Here is a 17,487-nt window from a genome sequence, read left to right on the forward strand (position 1 = left end):
ACAGCCGGCGAGATCAGCCAGGCATCACCGGCATCGCGCCACCGGCCATGAACGGCGGCACATCCAGCCACCCCTGTACGCCTTCGGCGCCGGAGATCGACAGCTGCATCACCCCGCGAGGGTCGGCGACGTACACCGTCGACGGGTTGGCCGCGATCACGCCGACCGGCTGCTGCAGATTGGCGCTCGGCGCATCGGAATTGACGCCGTCGATGTTGACGTAGGACACCGGGTGCTCGGCGTCGTTGCGGCTCACCGCGATGTCTTCGTCGGTGCGCCACGACAACGACACCACCGAGGAGCCCAGACCGAAGCCCAGCCGACGCGGATAGGTCAAGGCGAACTGACCGGCCTGGGTCTGCTCGACGCTGGAGCAGACCACCTGCCCGTTGATGATCATCGCCGCACGGGTGCCGTCGCGGGACAGTTGCAGATCGGCGATCACGCCGGGAAACCGGCTGGACACCCCGGCCGAGTCGACCGGAAGACGCGCCGGCTGGCCCGAGGCGGTCTCTTGGATGGCGCGCAGCACGGTGCTGCCGTCGGCCACCACCCAGACCGCATCGTCGAGCGACCAGGTCGGCCGCGAAAGGGTATGCCCGTCAGCGGCTTCGGCCGCCTCGCCACCGAGGTCGCCGATCCACAGCGACGACGCCATGTCCGGCGCGCCGGGTCGCAGCGTGACGATCGAAGCCACCTGGTGGCCGTTGCGGGACAGCGCCGCCGAAGTCTGATCGGTGGTCCGCCCGAAGGCACCGGGCACGGGGTCGGAGCGCTGACCGTCCAGAGCCACCACTTGCCCGCCGATCAGCGCGTGGACACCGGCTGCGGCACCCTCGGCCACCCCCGGGTCGGTGGCCGCGACGTCGGTGGTGTTCCAACCGTCGGCGAAACGTTCGTCCAGCGAGGCGCCGTCGGCCTTGATCACGTACGGCCCCTTGAGGTCGGCACGCGCCAGCGTCCAAATGATCTGCGCGGCAACCAGTTGCTTGCTGCGCGGATCGGCGACGGTCAGCAGCTCCAAATCGATACGAGCGCCGCCGTAGCCGCGGCCGACGCCGGTCTTACCGCCGTCCGCGCGCGTCACCGGGCCACGCAGGCGCACCGGCGGGGTGAGCATGTTGTGCACGCTTTTTGCCATCTCCGGACGCGGGCCGGCGATCAACTTGGACACCAGCTCGGTAGCCAGCTGATCGCGGTCGGACACCGCGACGTAGCGCGGATCCGGGACCATCGTCTTGCCGGTCGGGTCGGAGAAGTACAGCGTGTTGCGTTTGTAGGTGGCCTGGAATTGCTGCCAGTCCAGGAAGACCCCGTCGGGCAGCTTGTCGATGCGCCAGCCGCCGGGCGTCTTGACCAGTTCGATCGGACCCGAGTCGGGCAGTTGCCCCTCGGCGGTCTCGAAGACGCCCATGTCCGACAGCGACCCGAGGGTCTCGGCCCGCATCGACACCGAAACCCTTTCGGCGCTGTGGGTTTCGACGAACACCACGTGGTCGATCAGCAGCGCGCTACCGGCGTCGTCCCACGCGTTGGACGCCGACTGGGTGAGGAATTGCCGCGCGGCCAGGTGCCGGTTGGCCGGATCCGCTGTGGCCTTGAGGAATTCGCGCAGCAGGACGTCAGGATCCATGCCGGGCGTCGGCTTGGGCAGGTTCGCCGGCGCCGGCCGCTCGACGGTGCCGATGGCCTGCGGCGCTGACCCGTTCGGCACACCTGCGCAGCCGGTCAGCACCAGGGCCAGCGTGCAGACCTGCGCGGTCAGCCGCCCCGCGACGATGCGGGCCCCAAGGGCCCGGGGTGGGGGCACCTCCCGCTTGCGGGGGAGAACCGGGCGATCGAGCCAGCGCCGCATCACACGCCCCTCTCGGCGTGCTCACGCTGACGTCCCTGACGCTCTTTGCGTTCCGGAGCAACGGGTTTCATCGGCAACGGGCTGGTGGTGACTTTGTGTCCACGTACCAGCGGAAGGGTCATCCGGAAGCAGGCGCCGTTGCCGGGCTCACCCCAGGCCTCCAGCCGGCCCTGATGCAGCCGCGCGTCCTCGACGCTGATCGCCAACCCCAGGCCGGTCCCGCCGGAGCGCCGCACCCGGGACGGGTCGGAGCGCCAGAACCGGCTGAACACCAGCTTCTCCTCGCCCGGCCGCAGCCCGACGCCGTAGTCGCGGACCGTGACCGCCACGGTGTCTTCGTCGTAGCCCATCCGGATCCGGACCGGTTTGTGCTCGGCATGGTCGATCGCATTCGCAATCAGGTTGCGCAGAATCCGCTCGACCCGGCGCGGATCGACCTCGGCGATCACGTCCTCTTCGGGCATGTCGACCATCATCCGCACCCCGGCGTCTTCGGCCAGGTGCCCGACGCTGCCCAGCGCGCTGTTGACGGTGGTTCGCAAATCGACGGCCTCGACCGACAATTCGGCGACACCCGCGTCGTGACGGGAGATTTCCAGCAGGTCGCTCAGCAGCGACTCGAACCGGTCCAGTTCGTTGACCATCAGCTCGGTCGAGCGCTGCAGCGCCGGGTCGAGGTCTTCGCTGTGGTCGTAGATCAGGTCGGCGGCCATCCGCACCGTGGTCAGCGGGGTGCGCAGCTCATGGCTGACGTCGGAGGTGAACCGGCGCTGCAGATTGCCGAACTCCTCCAGTTGGGCGATCTGGCGCGACAGGCTCTCGGCCATGTCGTTGAACGACACCGCCAGCCGGGCCATGTCGTCCTCACCGCGGATCGGAATGCGCTCGGACAGATGACCGTCGGCGAATCGCTCGGCGGTCCGCGCGGCCGCCCGAACCGGAACCACCACCTGCCGGGTGACCATCCACGCGATCCCAGCCAGCAGCACCATCAGGACCAGCCCGCCGGTGGCCATGGTGCCCCGGACAAGTGCGATCGTGCTCTGCTCATTGCCAAGCGGGAAGACCAGATACAGCTCGAGGTTGTTCACCCGTGATGTCGTCGGCGTGCCGATTATCAGCGCGGGCCCGGAGAAGCCTTCGGTGTGCACGGTCGCGTACTGGTAGGCCACCTGCCCGGCCTTTACGAAATCGCGCAGCGAATCCGGCAACTGGTCGACCGGCCCCGCCGAGGCGGCCGGCCTCGGGCCCTGGCCAGGCACCATCAGCACGGCGTCGAACGCGCCGGCCAGCCCAGCGCCGGAGGTGGGGTCGGTCTTCGAGGTCAACGTGTTGCGGGCCAACTGCAGGCTGCTGTCCAGTGAGCGCGCCTCTTCGCCGTTGACGATCCCGCTGACCGTGCTGCGGGCGCGCTCGATCTGCTCAGTGGCGGCGCGCAGCTTGACGTCGAGCACGCGATTGGTGACCTGGCTGGTCAGCACGAAGCCCAGCGCCAGGATCACGGTCAGCGACATTCCGAGCGTCAGAGCAAGAACACGAAGTTGCAGCGAGCGCCGCCAGGCCATGCCGAAGGCCCGGCTCAGCGTGCCCATGCCCCGCATGACAGGGCCGGACCGGCCAGAACGACCACGAAAACGTGGCCTCGATCCCCAAATCAAAGACGCCGCTCCAGCGTGTTGCAGACCGTGATGATGTGTAGCTCCTCAGCATCGCCGCGCTCTGCCTCGACGCCGGCACGAATCACGGAGGTCCGGCCTTGTAACCCACTCCTCGAACGGTCAGTACAACGGTCGGGTTCTCGGGGTCTTTCTCGACCTTGGCCCGCAGACGCTGGACGTGCACGTTCACCAAACGGGTGTCCGCGGGGTGACGGTATCCCCACACCTGTTCGAGCAGCACATCACGAGTAAACACCTGACGCGGTTTCCGCGCCAACGCCACGAGCAGGTCGAACTCCAGCGGCGTCAGAGAGATCTGCTCGCCGTTGCGGGTCACCTTGTGCGCGGGCACGTCGATGTCCACGTCGGCGATTGAGAGCATCTCGGCCGGCTCGTCCTCGTTGCGGCGCAACCGCGCCCGCACCCGGGCGACCAGCTCCTTGGGCTTGAACGGCTTCATGATGTAGTCGTCGGCGCCCGACTCCAGGCCGAGCACCACGTCGACGGTGTCGGTCTTGGCCGTGAGCATCACGATCGGGACCCCGGAGTCGGCGCGCAAGACCCGGCATACGTCGATGCCGTTCATGCCCGGCAGCATCAGGTCCAGCAGCACCAGGTCGGGCCGCAGTTCGCGCACGGCGGTCAGCGCCTGGGTGCCGTCACCGATGGAGGCGGTGTCGAACCCTTCTCCCCGCAGCACAATGGTCAGCATCTCGGCCAGCGACGCGTCGTCGTCAACCACGAGAATCCTTTGCCTCATGGAGTCCATGGTGTCACCAGAACGCGACAAAACCAGGATAGAACGCGCGTGTTTCGTGCACCTGTTATCAAAGCCGCCCCGAAGCCGACGTCATCTACGCCATTAACTGGGCAGCCAAGCCGCCTGGATCGACCCTCTCGTCGACCACCAGCCAGCGTCCTGCCCAGTTCGCCGCGGCGAGCCCGGCGTACACCGCGCCGGTGCGCTGCTGCAGCCCGGCGTCACGTTCGTAGGCGTCACGCTCCCGACCGGCATCGACCCCGGCGCGGTGACGGGCCCGCTGATCGGCGAGTTCCGCGGACACCCCCAACAACACCTGCCAGTCCGGCGCCGGCAGCCGCAAGCGACCGTATTCCATGTCGCGGACCCAACCGACCGCCTCGCCGTCGGCCGGTTGGTGTAAACGTGCGGCGCTGTAGGCGGCGTTGGAGGCCACGTAGCGATCCAGGATCACCACGTCGTGATCGCGGCACAGGTCGCGGATGTGGTCGGCGCCGCCGGCGCGATCCAGAGCGAACAGGATCGCCATCGCGTAGACCGAGGATGCGAGGTCGCCGTGTCCCCCGTGCAGCGCCTCCGCGGCCACATCGGCGGTCACCGACTGCCCGTAACGCGGAAACGCCAGCGTCGCCACGGATTTCCCGGCGGCCTCCAGGGACGCCCGCAGACCGTCGGTGAGCGTCCGCTTTCCCGCGCCGTCGACGCCCTCGATAGCAATCAGCACGGCGCGAGCTTAACCGCGCGCCGAATGCCCAGCTGGCCGGGCACTCGACACTGAACGCCCGCCTAGCCGGGCGCTCGGCGACCGAGGCGTTAACTCAGTAGCGGTAGTGATCCGGCTTGTACGGACCGTCCACTTCGACGCCGATGTACTCGGCCTGCTCTTTGGTGAGCTTGGTCAGCTCGCCGCCGAGGGCTTCGACGTGGATCCGGGCCACCTTCTCGTCAAGGTGCTTGGGCAGCCGGTAGACCTCGTTGTCGTACTCGTCGTTCTTGGTCCACAGCTCGATCTGCGCGATCACCTGGTTAGAGAAGCTGTTGCTCATCACGAACGACGGGTGGCCCGTCGCGTTGCCCAGGTTCAGCAGCCGGCCCTCGGACAGCAGAATGATCGACTTGCCGGTGTCTCCGAAGGTCCACAGGTCGACCTGCGGGCGGATGTTGGTCTTGGTGGCACCGGACTTCTCGAGGCGCGAGACCTGGATCTCGTTGTCGAAGTGGCCGATGTTGCCCAGGATCGCCTTGTCCTTCATCGCCTTGATGTGCTCGAGGGTGATGATGTCCTTGTTGCCGGTGGTGGTGATGACGATGTCGGCCTCACCGATCACGTCTTCCACCCGCTTGACGTCGTGGCCCTCCATCAGCGCCTGCAGGGCGTTGATCGGGTCGATCTCGGTGACGGTCACCCGTGCACCCTGGCCGGCCAGCGAGTCCACCGAGCCCTTGCCAACGTCGCCGTAGCCGCAGATCAGCACCTTCTTGCCACCGATCAGCACGTCGGTGCCGCGGTTGATGCCGTCGATCAGCGAGTGCCGGCAGCCGTATTTGTTGTCGAATTTGGACTTAGTCACCGAGTCGTTGACGTTGATCGCCGGGAACGCCAGGTCACCCGCGGCGGCGAACTGGTAGAGCCGAAGCACGCCGGTGGTGGTCTCCTCCGAGACGCCCTTGATCGACGCAGCGATCTTGGTCCACTTGTCTTTGTCGGTCTCGAAGCGCTTGCGCAGCAGGTTCAAGAACACCCGGTGCTCGGCGGAGTCGTCCTCGTCGTCGGGCGGCACCACGCCCGCCTTCTCGTACTGCGCGCCGCGCAGCACCAGCATGGTGGCGTCGCCACCGTCGTCCAGGATCAGGTTGGCCGGCTCGTCTGGCCACGTCAGGATTTGCTCAGCGGCCCACCAGTACTCTTCGAGCGTTTCACCCTTCCACGCGAACACCGGTACGCCCTGCGGCTTTTCCGGTGTTCCGTGCGGGCCGACGACCACCGCGGCGGCGGCGTGGTCCTGGGTGGAGAAGATGTTGCACGACGCCCAACGAACCTCGGCACCCAGCGAGACCAGCGTCTCGATCAGCACTGCGGTCTGCACGGTCATGTGCAGCGAACCCGAGACGCGGGCGCCCTTGAGCGGCTGGACGTCGTGGTATTCACGGCGCAGCGACATCAGACCGGGCATCTCCTGCTCGGAGAGTTCGATGTCGCGGCGGCCGTAGTCGGCCAGCGAAAGGTCCGCCACCTTGAAGTCGAGCCCGTTCACCACATCGGCGGTCAACTGCTGTTCGGTCGTCGTCATGTACTACTCATTCCTCCGGGGTCAACTAATTAGCTTGGTTACATATTAGTCGCGACGTGTTCTCGGCCGCGATCTGAGGTCAGTCGTGAAAGACAAGCCTATTCTTTGGCTTCCGCGCCCTCGCCGGTGGGACCGCCAGCAGCCCATTGGCCCACATCAGTCCGTAGCTCACCGTAGCGCTCCGCCGCAGGAGTCATGAGTCGCGCCAGGTCAGCGGCCACGTCGTGGTCGGCCTCCGGCGGCATCGACACGTAACTCATCGCCAGCCGCACGATGGCACGCGCGATCATTCCGGAGTCCTCTTGGCTGGCACGCATCCAGCTGTGCACGAACGACGACGTCAACCGGGCCGAGCAGTGCGAGATGATCGGCCCGCTGTCGGTGGTGATGATCTGCAGCAGGTCGGGTTTGGCCGCCCCGGTCAGCAGCGATATCACCAGCGGATCGGCCGCCGAGTCGGCGAAGAACGCCCGGAAGCCCTGCAGGAAGGCGGCGTAGACGTCGCCGACATTGGCGTAGATGGCGTCTTCGACGGCGTCCACCAGCCGGTCGGCCAGCCGCAGCGCATAGCCCTGGGCCAGGCCTTGCCGCGACCCGAATTCGTTGTAGATGGTCTGGCGGCTGATACCCGCGGCGCGAGCCACGTCGGCCAGCGTGATCGACGACCAGTCGCGAGTGCCCAGCAACTCGCGCATTGCGTCGAGCACCGAGTCCCGCAGAAGGGCCCGCGACGCTTCGGCGTAGGGCACCCTTCGCATAGGCGCGACCCTAACCGCTCCTGCACCGCTCCTACTTATCGCCGCCGGTGCAACGGTTCGACCACCGCGACTGCGCATCGCGGCGGTCGAGGTCCTCATGCTGGCGCTCGTCACGAGCGGGCGACTTCGACCATCTCGAAGTCGGACTTCGCGGCGCCGCAGTCCGGGCAGCTCCAGTCTTCGGGGATGTCGTCCCAGCGGGTGCCGGGCGCGATGCCGTCTTCCGGCCAGCCCTTGGCTTCGTCGTACTCGAAGCCACACTGCACGCAGACGAAGAGTTTGTAGTCGCTCATGTCGTTACCTCCGTTGATTGTTCGAGTTCCGCCGGCAAGGTTCCCGGCGACCGTCAGGCCGCGGCTCCGTACCGGGCCAGCACCTTCTTGCGCAGCCGCGGTTGCACGTTGACCCGGCTGATGTCGCCGTCGTAGTGCTCGATCACCCGGTGGTCCATCAGCTTCCGCCACAGCGGCGGGAAGTAGGTCAGCCCGATCAGCGCTGCGTAGCCACTGGGCAGGTTCGGCGAACCGTCCATGCTGCGCAGGGTCTGGTAGCGCCGGGTCGGGTTGGCGTGGTGGTCACTGTGCCGCTGCAGGTGGTAGAGGAACAGGTTGGTGACGATGTGGTCGGAGTTCCAGCTGTGCTCGGGCGTGCAGCGCTCGTAGCGCCCGTTCTCGTTCTTGCTCCGGAGCAGGCCGTAGTGCTCGAGGTAGTTGACCGACTCGAGCAGGCTGAACCCGAAGACCGCCTGGATGATCAAGAACGGGATCAGCGCCGGGCCGAACACTGCGAGCAGCGCGCCCCACAGCACCACGGTCATCAGCCAGGCGTTGATGACATCGTTGGACAGGTAGGTCTTTGGATTCCACGGGTTGGAGCCCTGCCGGCCGATCCGCTGGGCCTCCAGCCGCAACCCCGAACGGAGGCTGCCAAAGACGCTGCGGGGCAAAAACTCCCAGAACGTCTCACCGAAGCGCGCCGACGCGGGGTCCTCCGGTGTGGCAACCCGGACGTGGTGACCGCGGTTGTGCTCGATGTAGAAGTGGCCGTAGCCGGTCTGCGCCAGGGTGATCTTGGACAGCCAGCGCTCCAGCGACTCCTTCTTGTGCCCCATCTCGTGCGCGGTGTTGATGCCCACGCCGCCCAGGGTGCCCACCGAGAGCGCCAGGCCGATCTTGGCCGGCCAGCTGAGCGACCCCTCGAAGCCCAGCCAGCTCAGGTTCGACGCGGTGAACAGGTACGCGCCCAGAACCACGCTGAGGTATTGGAACGGAATGAAGGCGTAGGTGCAGTAGCGGTAGTACTTGTCGTTCTCCAGCCACTTCATCGCCTCGTCGGGCGGATTCTGGCCGTCAGCGCCGAACCGCAGATCCAGCGCGGGCAGGACGACGTACAGCAGGATCGGTCCGATCCAGAACCACACCTGAGACGCGGTCTGCCAGCCGAGCTGGTTCATCGCCCAGACGATCGGCAGCACGACCAACAGCAGCGTCGGGACGATCAGTCCCATCAGCCACAGGCCGCGCTTCCGGTCCTGCCACATCGTCGTGTCTTCGGTTGATCCGGCGGTCATATCGCCTGCCTCCTAGTGAGCCATAACACCTTCGGAATGGACATTAATGCTTTTGGCGTCCCTTGTCTAGACACAGAGGCATGTTTTGTAAAGAGGGTGGGCGTAGGGGGTTCTATGGTCTACAGCGGCGCACATCCGCCCGGCAGGTCCGGGCGGTGTCGTCGATGTATTCGCAGGCCGGACGGCGGTTAGGCAGCCGTCACGGCCGCGCCGTAGTGGGCCAGCACCTTCTTACGCGGCCGCGCCAGCACGTTGACCTGCGTGACGTCGCCGCCGTACTGCTGGATCACCCGGTGGTCCGTCAGTGCAGCGCTCGTAGCGGCCGTCGGTTTCAAACGGAATTAATACCCAGTTGCACAGCACCTTTGACATCGGCTTTGCGACTGGCTAGCACCGAATGCCGGCGGCCGTAGGCCAGGTAGATGACGACTCCGGCGGCCATCCACACGCCGAACCGGATCCAGGTGACCACGGTGAGGTTGACCATCAGCCACACGCAGGCACCCACCGAGGCGATCGGCAGCGCCGGCACCAGCGGCGCGCGGAATCCACGCGGCAGCTCGGGTCGGGTGCGACGCAGGATGACGACGCCCGCGGACACGACGAGGAATGCAAACAGGGTGCCGACGTTGACCATTTCTTCCAGCTTGTCCGTCGGAAACGCCGAGGCCGTCAGCGCGACCAGCAGCGCAACGACCGTGGTGATCCGCACCGGAGTACCGCGGGAGCCGGTCTTGGCCAGCTGCCGCGGCAGCAGCCCGTCGCGCGCCATCGCGAATAGCACCCGGCAGCCGCCGAGCAGGAGCACCATCACCACGGTCGTCAGCCCGGCCAGCGCGCCGATCGAGATGATGCCGGAAGCCCAGTGCACGCCATTGGCCGTGAACGCGGTCGCCAGGTTGGCGTGGCCGGTCGGGGTGCTCTTCAGGACGGTGTACGGGACCATCCCGGACAGCACCACCGACACCCCCACATAGAGGACGGTGACGATGGCCAGCGTGGCCAGAATTCCCCGCGGGACATCTCGCTGCGGGTTCTTGGTCTCCTCGGCCATCGTAGCCACGATGTCGAAGCCGATGAACGCGAAGAACACGATCGACGCACCCGCGAGCACCCCGTACCAGCCGTAGTGGCTGCTGTGCGCGCCGGTGAGCAGCGAGAGCAGCGACTGGTCGACCCCGGTGCCGCCGTCGCCGCCCTGCGGCGGCGGGATGAACGGCGTGAAGTTGGCGGCTTTGACGTAAAACGCGCCGACACCGATAACCAGTAGAACCACCGCGACCTTGACGGCGGTGACCACCATGGAGAACTGCGACGACAGCTTGGTGCCCGAGGCCAGCAGGGCGGCCACCAGCACCACGATCAGCACCGCGCCCCAATCCAGCGTCAAAGAGCCGAAATGCACTGTGCTGCTGGCGAACCTGAAAACGGTGCCCAGGTAGCTCGACCACCCTTTTGCGACCACGGCCCCGCCGATCGCCAGTTCCAAAACCAGGTTCCAGCCGATGGTCCAGGCGATGAACTCGCCGAAGGTGGCGTAGGAGAACGTGTAGGCGCTTCCCGCCACCGGCAGCATCGACGCGAATTCGGCGTAACACAGCGCCGCGAGACCGCAGGTGACGGCGGCGATCAGGAACGAGATCCAGATCGCCGGCCCGGTGATGTCACCCGCGGTAGACGCGGTGACGGTGAAGATGCCCGCGCCGATGACCACCGAGACCCCGAACACGCAGAGGTGCCACCAGCTCAGGTCCTTGCGGAGCTGAGTGTCCGGATCATCGGTGTCGGCGATCGACTGCTCGATCGATTTGGTGCGCCAGCGATCAGCCATTAGCCGGACAGTACCTAGTACGGTGGCCAGATGGGTGGGGGAAATAGCAGGAACCACGCGGTCGTGATCGGCGCCAGCCTTGCCGGGCTGTGTGCGGCGCGAGTGCTGTCCGACTTCTACGACCAGGTGACGGTCTATGAACGCGACGACCTTCCGAGCACGCCGAGCAATCGCACCGCCGTCCCGCAGGGCCGCCACGTCCATCTGCTGATGGCCCGCGGCGCGATGGAGTTCGACGGGTTGTTCCCCGGTCTGCTCGACGACATGGTGGCCGCCGGTGTGCCCATCCTGGAAAATCGTCCGGATTGCATCTATTTCGGCGCCGCCGGGCATGTGCTCGGCACCGGGCACACGCTGCGCGACGAGTTCACTGCGTACGTGCCCAGCCGTCCCCAGCTGGAATGGCAGATCCGGCAACGTGTTTTGAAGATTGCCAACGTCGATGTCCAGCATCGCTCGGTGGCGCAACCGCGATTCGACGTCGACGCGCAGCGGGTCACCGGGGTGTACCTCGACAGCGACAGTGACGAGCCGGACCACGTGGCCGCCGACCTGGTCGTCGACGCCGCGGGGCGCGGCACCCGGCTGCCGGTCTGGTTGGAGCAGTGGGGATTTCAGCGACCGCCCGAAAAGACCGTCGAGGTCGGCATCGGCTACGCGTCTCACCAACTCCGGTTGCCGGAGGGGGCGGTTCGCGAGCGGGTGATCGTGGCCGGAGCATCCCGTCAGCAACCGCTCGGGCTGGGCCTGCTGGGCTACGAGGACGGCACCTGGACGCTGACCACCTTCGGGGTCGGCAAGGTCGAACCGCCGCGCACCTTTCCGGAGATGCTCGCGCTCGCGAAAATGATTCTGCCCGAACGCATCTCGACCGCTTTGCAACAGGCCGAGCCGGTCGGCGAGCCGGCCTTCCACCGCTACCCCACCAGCAGGTGGCGCCGCTACCACAAGCTGGAACGGTTCCCCGCCGGGATCTTGCCGCTCGGCGATGCGGTGGCCAGCTTCGACCCCACCTACGGGCAGGGCATGACGATGACTTCGATACAGGCCGGCCATCTACGCCGCGCGCTTGCCAATGGGTCGGACGAAAACATTGCCCGCGAGGTGAACGTCGCAACGTCCAAAACCACCTACCCGGTGTGGATGATGACCGCGATCGGCGACTTCGCCTTCCACCACGCGACCGGGCACCAACCGCGGTGGTACCGCCCGGTGGGCAGCCTGTTCGACCAGTTTCTCGGCGCTGCCGAGACCGATCCCGTTCTCGCCGAATGGTTTCTGCGCAGATTCTCGTTGCTGGACAGCCTCTACATGGTGCCATCAGCGAGTCTGGTCGGTCGCACCGTCAGGCACAACATGCGACTGTGGCTCGCCGGGCGTCGCACCGGAGAGTCTCAGGCCCGCGGCGAGCTGGTCACAGGCCGACGGTAGCCCGGAAAATCTTCGTCGGCTCCTGCGCGACCAGCCGAATCGGTCCATCGTCGGCAGCCACCCACGCGGCAGCCCCCCGGGTCAGGGTCAGCTTTTCGGATTTGCCGTGCACAGCCGTCACACCCTCGACGCACACCAGGATCTGCGGACCGTCGTGCCGTGACGGCGCGTCGACTTCGTGACCGACCTGGCCGTCGCCCAGCGTGAGCATCGACGCCGCGAATTCGCGGGTGGGCGTGTCATAGAACGACGCCAGCCCGTCCGGATGGGTGTCCGCGCGCAACTCGGACTCGGTGGTCGGGTTGAAATTCAGGACGCGCAGCAGTTCAGGAACGTCGACGTGCTTGGGGGTCAGACCACCTCGTAACACGTTGTCGGAGTTGGCCATAACTTCCAGGCCGACGCCGCGCAGATAAGCGTGCAGGTTGCCGGCCGCCAGGTAGATTCCCTCGCCGGAGCCCAAGGTGATCCGGTTGAGCAACAGCGCGGCCAGCACGCCGGCGTCGCCGGGATACCGCTCCCCCAGTTCCAGCACGGTCTTGGCTTCGGCCGCGAATTCCGTTGCACCGGAACTCAAGTAGGTGATGGCGCCGTCGAGGACCGCGGTCACCAGGATGTCGATGTCGGGCTGCGGCGCGGTGATCCAGGTGGTGAACAACGCCCGCAGCCCGTCGGCGTCGGACTGGTCGTTCAACAAGTCGATGGACGGATCCAGGTCGGAGACCGCCAGCGCGGTGAACAGCTCGATGGTTTTGGCCGCGGGCCGGAATCCGGCCAGCGCCTCGAACTGGTGCAACGCCACCAACAGCTCGGGCTTGTGGCTGGCGTCGCGATAGTTACGAACCGGCGAGTTCAGCGGAATACCCAACCGCTCCTCGCGCCGGTAGCCTTCGGCGGCCTGCGCGGCGCTGGGGTGCGCCTGCAGCGACAGCGGCTCATCGGCAGCCAGCACCTTGACCAGGAACGGCAGCGCGTCGCCGAATTGCGCGCGGGCCACCGCGCCGAGCTGACCTTCTGGGTCGTCGAGCACCGCCTGCAGCAACGAGATTTCACCGCCCGGGGTTTCCAGCCAGGACGGATCACCGGGGTTAGCGCCCAGCCAGAGCTCGGCCTCCGGGTGCGCCGCGGGAACTGGGCGGCCAGTGAACTCCGCGATGGCGGTCCGTGACCCCCACGCGTATGTCCGTATCGCTCCACGTAGCAACTGCACCAGCCATTACCTCAGAACCAGTTATCCCCGCACCAGCCGTAAATAAACCGCCGCCATCTCCAACCGGACAGCCAATATAGCCAGTTGTTGCTCTGCACGTTGGGTCCCGGGCCGCGCGGCGCCACCCTCCGGCATAAGCAGCACATCCCTGGCGGGCACATCCTCGGCCGGCACGTCTTCAGCGCCCACCACGTCGACGTCGTCGAACCCGACAACCCGGGAAGCGACGACGGCCCGCTCAGCGTCCAGCGTCAGCACCACAATCCGCAACCGGTCGGTGATCGGCCCGTCGATCTCCTCGTCGTGGAACAACGCCTCGGTCGGATCAACGAAGGCCGGCCCCGAACCGATGCCCAGCGCGGTCAGCGCATCGGCCAGGCCGGTGGCGGCGGCCACCTCCTTCGCAGCACGCAGCAGGACGCGGGAACCGTACCGAGCCAGGGCCAGAGTGGCGACACCGTCGCCGACGAATACCACTCGACGCCTCGACATGCGCTCGACCAACGCCTTTGCCGGGTTGGTGAAGATTTCGTGGCTGGCGCTGTTGCGCAACGCCTCGGCGTCCAACTCGTCGGCCAGCGCAGCCAAGTCCACCTGCAGCCGGGGATCGAGGCTTTCCAGGACGGCCAGCCCGACGGCCAGGTACCGGCACAGACCGAGGTCCGCGACGACCGGCAATCGCGGCTCGATCACCGCCACCCGGCCGGCGGTGATGTCGCGCAGCGGGCCCTCATACGGCGCGGCGATCACGACCCGCGCGCCGCGGCGCACCCCGCTCGCGGCGGCTCCGACCAAGGCCGAATCGGCGGGGTCGTCACCGGCCACGATCAAAACGTCCAGCGGCCCGATCCAGGGCGGGGCCTCCGCGGCGACCACGATCGGCACGGGAGCCGAACCGCCCGCCGTCGCGGCCAGCATGGTGCCCGCGGTCTCGGCGGCGCCCCGACCGGCCACCCAGATCACGGTGCGCGGCCGTTCACCGTCGCGCATCGAATCCAGCGCACCCTCGTCCCGAGCCGCCGCAACTGCGCGCACGTGCGCGCCGGCCATCGACGCCGCCCGCAGCAGTCCGTCGCGGTCGGCCTCGAGCAGGCCTTCGGTGTCGTCGAGGTCGATCATGGCCTGGGCCGCATTCACGTCACGGCCTCCGGCTGGCCCACCTGCCGGCGGATCTCGTCCCTGACCTGCTCGACGACGGCGTCGACGTCCTCAACGGAACGACCTTCGACGTTCAGCCGCAACAACGGCTCGGTGTTGGAGGTCCGCAGGTTGAACCAGCTGCCCTCGCCGAGATCGACGGTCACCCCGTCGAGGTGATCGATCGACTGGATCCGGCTGCCGAACGACTTCAGCACCGCTTCGACGCAGGCGGCGGAGTCGTTGACGGTGAAGTTGATTTCGCCCGATGCCTCGTAGCGCTGGTAGTCGGCGGTCAGCTCGGACAGCGGGCGTTGCTGGTTGCCGAGTGCGGCGAGCACGTACAGCGCGGCCAGCATTCCCGAATCCGCTCCCCAGAAGTCGCGGAAGTAATAGTGCGCGGAGTGTTCGCCGCCAAAGATCGCGCCGGTCTCGGCCATCAGGGCCTTGATGTATGAGTGCCCGACACGTGAACGCAGCGGCGTGCCGCCGCGCTCGATGACCAACTCGGGGACGGCGCGCGACGTGATCAGGTTGTGGATCACCGTCGCGCCGATCTCGCGGCTCAGCTCGCGGGCGGCGACCAACGCGGTCACCGTCGACGGCGATACCGGAAGGCCGCGCTCGTCGATGACGAAACACCGGTCGGCATCGCCGTCGAAGGCCAGCCCGATGTCTGCGCCGCTGTCGCGGACGAATGCCTGCAGGTCGGCGAGGTTCGCCGGGTCCAGCGGGTTGGCCTCGTGGTTGGGGAACGAGCCGTCGAGTTCGAAGTACAGCGGCAGCAGCGTGAGCGAGTCGATCGCCTCGAGCACCGCGGGCGCGGTGTGGCCCGCCATCCCATTGCCCGCGTCGACCGCCACCCGCAGCGACCGCAGGCCGTCGGTGTCGACCAGCGAGCGCAGGAAGACGCCGTACTCGGCGAGCACATCCTGGTCAGTCAGGGTTCCGCGGGCGCCGTTATGGGAGGTGACGCCGGCGATCAGGTCGTCGCTGATGACGGTCAGCCCGGTGTCGGCACCGACCGGCTTGGCGCCGGCCCGGCATAGCTTGATGCCGTTGTAGGCGGCCGGGTTGTGGCTCGCGGTGAACATCGCGCCCGGGCAGTCGAGCAGCCCGGAGGCGAAGTAGAGCTGGTCGGTCGAGGCCAGCCCGATCCGGATGACGTCGAGACCCTGGCCGGTGACGCCGTCGGCGAAGGCGCCCGCCAGCGACGGCGAACTGTCGCGCATGTCGAAGCCGATCGCGACCCGGCTGGCGCCTTCGCTGCGCATCAGCCGGGCGAAGGCGGCGCCGACGTCGTGCACGAACGACTCGTCGATCTGCGTGCCGACCAGACCGCGGACGTCGTACGCCTTGATCACACGGTGAACAGCCGCAGCAGGCCGAGACATCGAGAGGGCTCCTGACGACGGACGATGATCTGTGTGTCGACAAGCCTAGCCGGGCAACGATGCGGACCGTCGCGGTCCGTTGAGGAGCCCGACAAATCAATCTGAGCGGGGGTGACGCACCGGCCGGACGCCCGCGACGCCGTTCCTAGGCAGTTGTTAGTTGGAGGGGTCGGGGAGCACCCGGAGATGCCCGCGACGGCGGCCGTTGCCGGCCGGGCGGGTTGCGGGCGAGGTCAGCACGCCGGCGGCCGGAGCCTCGGCCGGTGCGCCGTTGAACTGCCCACCTGGCTCATGGAAACCGTTGACCGCACCACCGCCGGCGACGGCCACGTCGCGGCCTTCGCGCACGGCGTCGGCCAGCGCGATCAGATCGTCTTCGTCGGGGTTGGTGGCCAGCGGGCCGGCGTGCCGGACCAGCTCCCAGCCCCGGGGCGCGGTGATCCGGCCGGCGTGGCTCACGCACAGGTCCCACGAGTGCGGCTCACTGGCAACGGCGAGCGGGCCGACGACGGCCGTGGAGTCCGAGTACACGAAGGTCAGCGTCGCGACCGCGTAATGCGGACACCCTGGACGGCAGCAGCGACGCGGAACGTTCACGATCGAGAGGTTATCGTGCGAAAACGCCCGCACGGCGGCGGACACGCGCATTCAGACGAGCCAGGATGCCCAACCGTTACCATCGCCGGGTGAGCGATTCGCGCAGCTCCCCGCGCGGCCGCCGCTCGACGGGCAAAAAGGTCTCGCGCCGCGGCCGGGATATGCGCGGTCCGTTGCTGCCGCCGACGGTGCCGGGCTGGCGCAGCCGCGCCGAACGCTTCGACATGGCCGTGCTCGAGGCGTACGAGCCCATCGAGCGGCGCTGGCAGGAAAGGCTGTCCGGGCTCGACGTCGCCGTCGACGAGATCCCGCGGATTTCGGCCAAAGATCCCGAAAGCGTGCAGTGGCCACCGGAGGTCGTCGCCGACGGGCCGATCGCCTTGGCCCGTTTGATCGCGGCCGGCGTCGACGTGCGCGGCGGTGCCACGCGTGCGCGGGTGGTGTTGTTCCGCAAGCCAATCGAACGACGTGCCAAGGACACGGTCGAGCTCGCCGAGCTGCTGCACGAAATCCTGGTGGCCCAGGTGGCCACCTATCTGGATGTCGAGCCGTCGGTCATCGACCCGACGATAGAAGACGAATAGCGGGCGACCGCGAGCCCATCGAAGCCAGGCTCAGCGGGTCACCCGCTATTCAATGACCGCGTCGGGTCAGACGATTCCCCGCTTGAGGCGACGACGCTCGCGCTCGGAGAGACCACCCCAGATGCCAAAGCGCTCGTCTTTGGCCAAAGCGTATTCCAGACATTCACTGCGAACCTCGCAGCCGAGGCAGATCTTCTTGGCCTCGCGGGTGGAGCCGCCCTTCTCGGGGAAGAACGCCTCCGGATCTGTCTGGGCACACAAAGCTCGGTCTTGCCACTGTTCGGTTGCTTCCTCCATGCCCTCGAATTCGTCTTCGATGGCGTCGGGAACCAAACTCAAATGGGGCCTTGGGGATACCCCTGTCAACGGCAGACCGGGCGCTGTGTGCGGGGTCCCTCCCATTAGCCCCCG

16 protein-coding genes are annotated in these 17,487 nt (G+C 67.2%); 2 read left to right on the top strand and 14 right to left on the bottom strand.

What is annotated here, in order from left to right:
* Positions 1 to 13: 13 nt before the first annotated feature.
* From lpqB to ACQY5A_RS19745, 9 genes are all read right to left on the bottom strand, one after another.
* Complete coding sequence (gene lpqB / locus ACQY5A_RS19705) at positions 14 to 1,855, bottom strand: MtrAB system accessory lipoprotein LpqB (protein ID WP_428342005.1); 1,842 nt, start codon at positions 1,853 to 1,855, stop codon at positions 14 to 16.
* On the bottom strand, positions 1,855 to 3,513 hold the full coding sequence (gene mtrB / locus ACQY5A_RS19710) for an MtrAB system histidine kinase MtrB (RefSeq protein ID WP_428342006.1): 1,659 nt from the start codon (positions 3,511 to 3,513) through the stop codon (positions 1,855 to 1,857). The genes lpqB and mtrB overlap by 1 nt, the downstream gene beginning before the upstream one ends.
* Before the next feature lie 82 nt (positions 3,514 to 3,595).
* A complete protein-coding gene (gene mtrA / locus ACQY5A_RS19715; RefSeq protein WP_428342007.1) occupies positions 3,596 to 4,282 on the bottom strand; it encodes a two-component system response regulator MtrA in 687 nt (228 codons plus the stop codon).
* Positions 4,283 to 4,367: 85 nt separating this feature from the next.
* Entirely contained in the window at positions 4,368 to 4,997 is a 630-nt protein-coding gene (locus tag ACQY5A_RS19720; RefSeq protein ID WP_428342008.1) for a dTMP kinase, read from the bottom strand.
* A 94-nt stretch (positions 4,998 to 5,091) separates the two neighbouring features.
* Positions 5,092 to 6,564: an adenosylhomocysteinase gene (gene ahcY, locus ACQY5A_RS19725; RefSeq protein WP_428342009.1), complete on the bottom strand. Its 1,473-nt coding sequence runs from the start codon at positions 6,562 to 6,564 to the stop codon at positions 5,092 to 5,094.
* A 98-nt stretch (positions 6,565 to 6,662) separates the two neighbouring features.
* Complete coding sequence (locus ACQY5A_RS19730) at positions 6,663 to 7,322, bottom strand: TetR/AcrR family transcriptional regulator (RefSeq protein WP_428342010.1); 660 nt, start codon at positions 7,320 to 7,322, stop codon at positions 6,663 to 6,665.
* Between the two features lie 110 nt (positions 7,323 to 7,432).
* Entirely contained in the window at positions 7,433 to 7,615 is a 183-nt protein-coding gene (locus ACQY5A_RS19735; protein WP_260744282.1) for a rubredoxin, read from the bottom strand.
* A gap of 53 nt (positions 7,616 to 7,668) precedes the next feature.
* Positions 7,669 to 8,892 carry an alkane 1-monooxygenase gene (locus ACQY5A_RS19740; RefSeq protein ID WP_428342011.1) on the bottom strand — a complete coding sequence of 408 codons (1,224 nt, stop codon included), beginning with the start codon at positions 8,890 to 8,892 and terminating at the stop codon, positions 7,669 to 7,671.
* 331 nt (positions 8,893 to 9,223) lie between these two features.
* Positions 9,224 to 10,723 (bottom strand): amino acid permease, encoded by a 1,500-nt coding sequence (locus ACQY5A_RS19745; protein WP_428342012.1) that lies wholly within the window; start codon positions 10,721 to 10,723, stop codon positions 9,224 to 9,226.
* A 30-nt stretch (positions 10,724 to 10,753) separates the two neighbouring features.
* On the opposite strand from ACQY5A_RS19745, the gene ACQY5A_RS19750 reads away from it, so the two are divergent.
* A complete protein-coding gene (locus ACQY5A_RS19750; RefSeq protein WP_428342013.1) occupies positions 10,754 to 12,154 on the top strand; it encodes an FAD-dependent oxidoreductase in 1,401 nt (466 codons plus the stop codon).
* On the opposite strand, the gene manA is transcribed toward ACQY5A_RS19750, so the two are convergent.
* The 4 genes from manA to ACQY5A_RS19770 all read right to left on the bottom strand — a co-directional run bounded on the left by manA (position 12,138) and on the right by ACQY5A_RS19770 (position 16,492).
* On the bottom strand, positions 12,138 to 13,364 hold the full coding sequence (gene manA, locus ACQY5A_RS19755; RefSeq protein WP_428342014.1) for a mannose-6-phosphate isomerase, class I: 1,227 nt from the start codon (positions 13,362 to 13,364) through the stop codon (positions 12,138 to 12,140). The two genes, ACQY5A_RS19750 and manA, sit on opposite strands and share 17 nt — an antisense overlap.
* 21 nt (positions 13,365 to 13,385) lie before the next feature.
* Positions 13,386 to 14,501 (bottom strand): TobH protein, encoded by a 1,116-nt coding sequence (locus ACQY5A_RS19760; RefSeq protein WP_428342015.1) that lies wholly within the window; start codon positions 14,499 to 14,501, stop codon positions 13,386 to 13,388.
* Entirely contained in the window at positions 14,498 to 15,895 is a 1,398-nt protein-coding gene (locus ACQY5A_RS19765; RefSeq protein ID WP_428342016.1) for a phosphomannomutase/phosphoglucomutase, read from the bottom strand. Before ACQY5A_RS19765 ends, ACQY5A_RS19760 begins: the two co-directional genes overlap by 4 nt.
* Positions 15,896 to 16,051: 156 nt before the next feature.
* A complete protein-coding gene (locus ACQY5A_RS19770; protein ID WP_428342017.1) occupies positions 16,052 to 16,492 on the bottom strand; it encodes a DUF3499 domain-containing protein in 441 nt (146 codons plus the stop codon).
* Between the two features lie 161 nt (positions 16,493 to 16,653).
* Between ACQY5A_RS19770 and ACQY5A_RS19775 the strand changes: the two genes are divergently transcribed.
* Complete coding sequence (locus tag ACQY5A_RS19775; RefSeq protein ID WP_428343249.1) at positions 16,654 to 17,076, top strand: metallopeptidase family protein; 423 nt, start codon at positions 16,654 to 16,656, stop codon at positions 17,074 to 17,076.
* A gap of 66 nt (positions 17,077 to 17,142) precedes the next feature.
* Here ACQY5A_RS19775 and ACQY5A_RS19780 read toward each other — a convergent pair whose 3' ends face one another.
* A complete protein-coding gene (locus ACQY5A_RS19780) occupies positions 17,143 to 17,373 on the bottom strand; it encodes a WhiB family transcriptional regulator (protein ID WP_428343250.1) in 231 nt (76 codons plus the stop codon).
* Positions 17,374 to 17,487: the final 114 nt, after the last annotated feature.

The sequence above is a fragment of the Mycobacterium sp. genome (assembly GCF_965277065.1).
Classification (GTDB): Bacteria; Actinomycetota; Actinomycetes; order Mycobacteriales; family Mycobacteriaceae; genus Mycobacterium.